Here is a 6,422-nt window from a genome sequence, read left to right on the forward strand (position 1 = left end):
GCTCAGGAAGAAGAGCGCAAGCGTATTGCCCGGGAGCTTCACGACCAGGTGGGCCAATCTTTGACTTACCTTATAATCAGCTTGCAAAGACTTAAAGAAACTGTAGGTGGAGTAGAAACGGAAGAAAAGCTAGAGGAATTACGCAAGTTAACAGGGGATATCTTGCAAATTTTACGTGAGCTGGCCTTCGAATTGCGACCTTCTTTATTGGATAACTTAGGTCTTAAGGAAGCCGTAGAACGATATTGCCATGATTATGCTCACAAATACCAAATTAAAGTTGATATCCAGGCGTACGGCGAATGGAAAACCATTCCCTCAGAGATAGCCACAACACTTTACCGCGTAATACAAGAAGCTTTAACAAACGTAGCCCGGCATGCCCGAGCCTCTCAAGTGAGCTTAATCCTGGAAAGACGTGACTGCGAAGTTATGGCTATTATTGAAGACGATGGTTGTGGCTTTATTCCAGAAGAAGTGCTATCCGAAGCACAGGGAAGAAAGTATTTGGGATTATTTGGAATGCAGGAAAGGGTTGCCTTGGTAGGAGGAACCTTTACTATAGAATCTTCTCCTGGACAGGGTACCACGATATATATAAAAGTACCTCTAGGGGGCAGGGAAAATGGAAAATAAGATTCGCATACTGCTAGCCGATGATCATGCTGTTTTACGTAGCGGTCTAAAACTTTTGCTCCATAACCAACCCGATATGGTAGTAATAGGAGAAGCTAGAGATGGTCAAGAAACGATAGAACTCTGTAAAACACTCAAACCCGATGTGCTATTATTAGACCTTAACATGCCTGCTAAGACAGGACTTCAAGCCTTGGAAGAACTCAAAAATACTAAAACCCGTATTTTAATACTTACTATGTACGATGATGTGGCTTACCTGCGCCAGGCAGTAGAGTGGGGAGCAGCCGGGTATATTTTAAAAAGCGCAGCTGACACGGAATTGATTTCAGCTATAAGGGCTGTAGCCCAAGGAGCCTCCTATTATGATCCTGCTCTTATGAAAACCCTGGTTGAGTATGTCGTTAACCGTGAAGAAAAGCAGGTTACCCCAAAAAAGGAAGCAGACCAGTTGAGCGAACGAGAAAAGGAAGTCCTCCGCCTGGTAGCGCTAGGGTATACTAACCGTCAAATTGCTGAGGAACTAACGATCAGCATTAAAACCGTGGAAGCCCATAAAGCTAATATCCGGGAAAAGCTGAAACTCAAGGGCCGGGCAGAATTGGTTCGCTTTGCCATAGAGCAAGGCCTCCTGTCCAAATAGTAAGGGATCAGGGTTTTGCCCTAATCCAAAATACAGCTTTGCCCTAATTTCAGAATAGGCTAGTTAGAATTAAAATTATAGCGGGAACAAGCAACACCAAGGGAGGTCTTGCGATTGACTAGTGAAAGCGTAGACATTCTTGTTGCTTTACGCCGGCAACTGGAGGAAGCCCTGCGCAAGCCCAAAGAGAAGCGGCGTTGGGTTATGGTTATTGACCTTAAAAAATGTGTGGGATGTAACGCTTGTACTATTAGCTGTAAGGCAGAGAATATTTTGCCACCCAACGTGACCTACCGCCCGGTTCTGGAAGAACACTTGGAAGAAAATAACCGGATCGGGCGACGCTTTTTACCCCGCCCCTGTATGCAATGTGATAATCCCCCTTGCGTGAGGGTATGCCCGGTAAAGGCAACATGGAAACAGGCCGACGGTATAGTTGTAATCGATTATAACAAGTGCATAGGCTGTCGTTATTGCCTTACCGCCTGCCCCTACGGAGCACGGAGTTTTGACTTCGGTGAATATTACACTGACCAGACTCCTCAGTTTATGCCCTACGAAAATGCCCCCTCCTGGGAATATGGTGAAAGGTGGGTAAGACAAAAAAATAGGTCTCCCGTAGGCAACGCCCGCAAATGCCATTTCTGCCTTCACCGTGTAGAAAACGGTCTTCTTCCGGCTTGCGTAAGTAGCTGTATAGGCCGGGCTACTTATTTTGGCGACGCTGATGGAAATACCCTGGTTTCCCAACTTATAGTCTCACCCCGGGTAATGCGTCTTAAAGAACACTTGGGTACCGAACCGCGTGTCTATTATTTACTGTAAAGGGGGTTTACATGTGAAACAGAAAATCTGGCCCTGGGCCATCATCATTATTGCCCTTGCCATAGGTTCTTACGGATTATACAGTCGACTTTTCTCCGGGCACTTGGCCGAAAATTACGGTAATTACGTGACGTGGGGAATCTGGGTGAGCGCTTACCTGTACTTTATAAGCATATCTGTGGGTTCCTTCCTGGTAGGAAGCGTAATTAAACAGACCAAAAGGCTGTCGCGCCTTGTAGCTCTGGCTACCTGTATAGGGGGCTTGCTGGCCATCTGGTTGGACCTCGGGCATATGGAGAGATTTTACAGGGCTCTAATTTCACCTAACTTTTCTTCTCCTATGGCCTGGCTAGTTTGGCTGTATACGTTATATTTCATAGTTCTGGTGTGGACCAACTATGTTAACTTCCGGAAGGGAGAAGACGAAAAAAGCGGGGTAACATCTATAGGGATCGTTTTAGTATTAGCCGTTATTCTAAGCAGCAGTTCCCTTTTTGCCTTAAGCATAGCCAAACCCCTGTGGAATACGGCCGTCTTACCCCTCCTCTTTTTAGGCGTAGCCATAGCCTCCGGCGCTGCTTCCTTAGCCATCCTAACCAGCATGCTATGGCCCGAAGACAAAACCCTTCTTATAACGCTTAAGCGAGTGATACTGTATTCGTTACTGCTCACGGCTTTCTTAGAGTTTAGCGAGATCTTCCTTGCCGCTAAAAGCGGTATCCCGGAACATTATGAAGCGGCCCGTTCCTTACTGGCAGGTCGCTATGCCTGGCCTTTCTGGTTAGGAGTGGTGGTGCTAGCCTTCATACTCCCTACCGTCTTATTGTTACCTCTTCAGTCGACCGGAACCAAAACCGTAGGAGGATATATCTCACTTTTAATCGGGCTTTTCTTCCTAAGGTTTTTATTCCTGGTACCTCCCCAGAGTGTAACGTCCCTTAAGGGACTAGAGAATGCCGTTATGGAACCTCGCTATTCGTACAGCTACTTTCCCAGTATAGGGGAATGGCTGGTTACGGTCTTTCTCTGCGGCCTGGTGATAGCCGTGGTGCTGGCGGGCCTGTATAAGTTCAAGTACTTGGGGTTGGCTGGAGAAAAAAATAAGGAGGCGAAAATAAGTGTCTAAGGGTTGGCTTATGAACCGGCGGCAGTTCCTTAAAACCTCTGCCCTCTTAGGAGGTTCGGCCATCTTGCTCTCTAACGTGGAAAAGGCATTTAATAACGTTGCCGAAGCCCAAAGCAGAGGCGACTATCCTTTGGCCCGGCCGGAAAGTCATATACCCACCGTTTGTCTGCAATGCAATACGGGATGTGGAATAAAGGCCAAGATCTACGACGGAGTTGTAGTCAAGATCGATGGAAATCCCTTAAACCCTTGGACCATGCATCCCCCTTTGCCCTACCACTCCGATCTAGAAGAGGTAGCCAAAATAGACGGTGCCATATGCCCTAAAGGTCAGGCCGGTATACAAACTTTATACGATCCTTACCGCCTACGTAAAGTTCTAAAACGGGCAGGCAAACGTGGGGAGAACAAGTGGGTCACCATTCCCTTTGAACAGGCCGTGGAAGAAATAGTAAACGGCGGGTACCTGTTTAAAGACGTACCCGGAGAGGAAAACCGTTACGTGCCGGGTCTTAAGGAGATATTTGCCCTGCGCGACCCTAAGTTGAGTAAAGAAATGGGCCAAGATATAAAGAAAATCTGGAGCAAAGAGCTGACTGTAGACCAGTTTAAGACCAAGTATAAGGACTATTTAGACGTCCTGATAGATCCGGAGCATCCAGATTTGGGACCCAAAAACAACCAGCTGGTATTTATGTGGGGCCGCCTCAAGAAAGGCAGGGAAGAATTCATCAAGCGCTTTGTGCAGGACGGTTTCGGCTCCGTTAATACCCACGGTCATACTACCGTCTGCCAAGGCTCTCTGTACTTTTTGTGTAAAGCCATGAGCGAACAGTATGTTTTCAGTGAAAGCGATGGAAAGATGAAATGGACGGGCGGTCAGAAATTTTACTGGCAGGCCGACCTAGAGCATGCTCGTTTCGTGCTCTTCGTTGGAGCCTCGCCCTTTGAAGGCAACTACGGGCCATCCCACCGGATTCCCGGGATAACCGAGGGCTTGGCCAGCGGTCGCCTCAAGTATGCGGTTATAGACCCGCGCTTTTCCAAAACCGCGGCCAAGGCTTGGAAGTGGCTGCCCAATAAACCCGGGACCGAAGCTGCCTTAGCCCTAGCTATAATCCGGTGGATGATCGACAACCGGCGTTTCAACGAAAGGTACGTTTCCAATGCCAATAAAGCAGCGGCTAAGGTCGATGGTGAGGCTTCCTGGACTAATGCTACTTGGCTAGTAAAAATTGAAAACGGAAATCCGGTAAGGTTTTTGCGGGGTTCGGATCTCGGTTGGCCCAAAGAGGTTAGAGAAGCAGATGTGAAGGGGCAAAAGGTAAAATATGAATTTGATCCCTTCGTAGTCCTGGCTGGGGGCAAGCCCCTACCCTGCGATCCCAACGATGCCGATAACCCAGTAGAAGGAGACCTGCTGGTGGACACCACTGTAGGCGGCCACCGGGTAAAAAGTGCCCTCCAACTCCTTTACGAAGAAGCAAGTAAAAAATCCTTTGAGCAATGGGCGGAAATTGCCGGAGTCAACCCTGCTGACCTAGAGGAAGTAGCAAAAGAATTAACCTCCTATGGAACGGCTGCGGCCGTAGACGTGCACCGCGGCGTGTCCCAGCATACTAACGGGTTCTACAACGTTTTCGCCTGGATGTGCGTAAACGTATTGCTGGGCAACTTCAACTGGGCCGGAGGAATGGTAAAAGCCACAACCTATGACCATTTGGGGGAAAAGAAAGGAAAGCCGTATAACCTAAAAGAGCTAAATCCCGGCAAGCTCTCTCCCTTTGGTATAAGCATTATTCGCCACGAGGTAAAATATGAAGACACCACCTTGTTTAAAGGCTACCCTTCTACCAGGCCTTGGTATCCCCTTTCCAGCGACGTCTACCAGGAAATAATCCCTTCTATAGGCGACTCTTATCCTTATCCGGTCAAAGCGCTGTTTCTCTACATGGGCTCGCCTGCATATTCCTTGCCCGCCGGCCATGCCAATATAGAAATACTGCGTAATACAGAAAAACTACCCCTTTTTGTGGCCATCGACATCACCGTAGGGGAAACTTCCATGTATGCGGATTATATTTTCCCGGACCTTACGTACCTCGAACGCTGGGAGTTTCACGGTTCCCATCCCAGCGTCCTTCCTAAGGTACAGCCCATACGCCAACCAGTAGTGGCTCCTTTAACCGATACAGTTAAAGTATTCGGCGAAGAACAACCTCTGAGCTTAGAGGCCTTGTTGCTGGCCCTGGCTGAAAAACTGGGATTACCCAACTTCGGACCCCAAGGCTTGGGTTCAGCCGGAAAGCTTACTAGACCGGAGGACTATTACCTCAAGATGGTGGCCAATCTCGCCTTTGGAGATAAGGAAGACGGAAGCGACCAGGTACCCGAAGCCAGCCAAAAAGAAGTAGAGATATTCTTGAAAGCCCGCCAGCACTTGCCAACCACGGTGTTTGACCCGGTTCGCTGGGAAAAAGCAGCCGGTAGCGCCTGGTGGCGAAAAGTAATTTATGTACTAAACCGCGGCGGCCGTTTCGAAGACTACCCTGCTCTCTCGCCTGGGGTTCAGGTTAAGAACAAATACGATAAGCAAATAAACATTTTCCAGGAGAAAACAGCCCTTACCAAAAACAGCATGACCGGCAAAAACTTCCCGGGAGTGGCCACCTATTTAGAGCCCTACCTCGATTGCCTCGGCCGGCCGCTGGAAGATGAAAAAGAGGGGTACGGACTTAAACTCATTACCTTCCGGGAGATAGTACACACCAAGTCCCGTACCATGGTAGACTACTGGCTACACGGTCTAATGCAAGAAAACTTCTTCATGGTTCATCCCCAAGATGCCTTAAACTTAGGCTTAAAAGACGGGGATACCGTCAAGGTAGTGTCCGCCAGCAATCCAGAAGGCATCTGGCCCATCGCCGAAGGAGTTAAGAAGCCGATTGTAGGTAAGGTAAAAATTACGGAAATGACAAGGCCGGGCACAGTGGCTTTCAGCCTCGGCTTCGGTCACTGGGCTTATGGAGCTAGCGATATAGTAGTTGACGGCAAGGTTATAAAGGGAGATCTCCGAAGAGCGCGCGGGGTACACGCCAACGCTGCCATGCGGGTAGACCCCGTGCTTAAAAACATGTGCTTGACCGATTTCCCCGGCGGCAGTGCCGTATTCTACGACACCCTGGTCAAGCT

Annotated in this window: 5 protein-coding genes; all 5 read left to right on the forward strand. The window is 48.6% G+C overall.

Features of this window, described 5'->3' with window-relative positions:
* Nucleotides 1-636, forward strand: a 636-nt coding sequence (locus L5656_RS09915; RefSeq protein ID WP_297202512.1) for a sensor histidine kinase, incomplete at its 5' end; no start/stop codon positions are given.
* Nucleotides 626-1,279 carry a response regulator gene (locus tag L5656_RS09920; RefSeq protein WP_297202514.1) on the forward strand — a complete coding sequence of 218 codons (654 nt, stop codon included), beginning with the start codon at nt 626-628 and terminating at the stop codon, nt 1,277-1,279. The genes L5656_RS09915 and L5656_RS09920, both read left to right, overlap by 11 nt.
* Nucleotides 1,280-1,393: 114 nt before the next feature.
* Nucleotides 1,394-2,104, forward strand: a complete 711-nt coding sequence (locus L5656_RS09925; protein WP_297202516.1) for a 4Fe-4S dicluster domain-containing protein — start codon at nt 1,394-1,396, stop codon at nt 2,102-2,104.
* A gap of 13 nt (nt 2,105-2,117) precedes the next feature.
* Nucleotides 2,118-3,230 (forward strand): NrfD/PsrC family molybdoenzyme membrane anchor subunit, encoded by a 1,113-nt coding sequence (gene nrfD / locus L5656_RS09930; RefSeq protein WP_297202518.1) that lies wholly within the window; start codon nt 2,118-2,120, stop codon nt 3,228-3,230.
* 10 nt (nt 3,231-3,240) lie between these two features.
* Nucleotides 3,241-6,422: molybdopterin-dependent oxidoreductase (locus L5656_RS09935; RefSeq protein ID WP_428849306.1), on the forward strand; the 3,182-nt coding region annotated here is incomplete at its 3' end.

It is taken from the genome of Thermanaeromonas sp. (assembly GCF_021890735.1).
Classification (GTDB): Bacteria; Bacillota; DSM-521; order Neomoorellales; family Neomoorellaceae; genus Thermanaeromonas.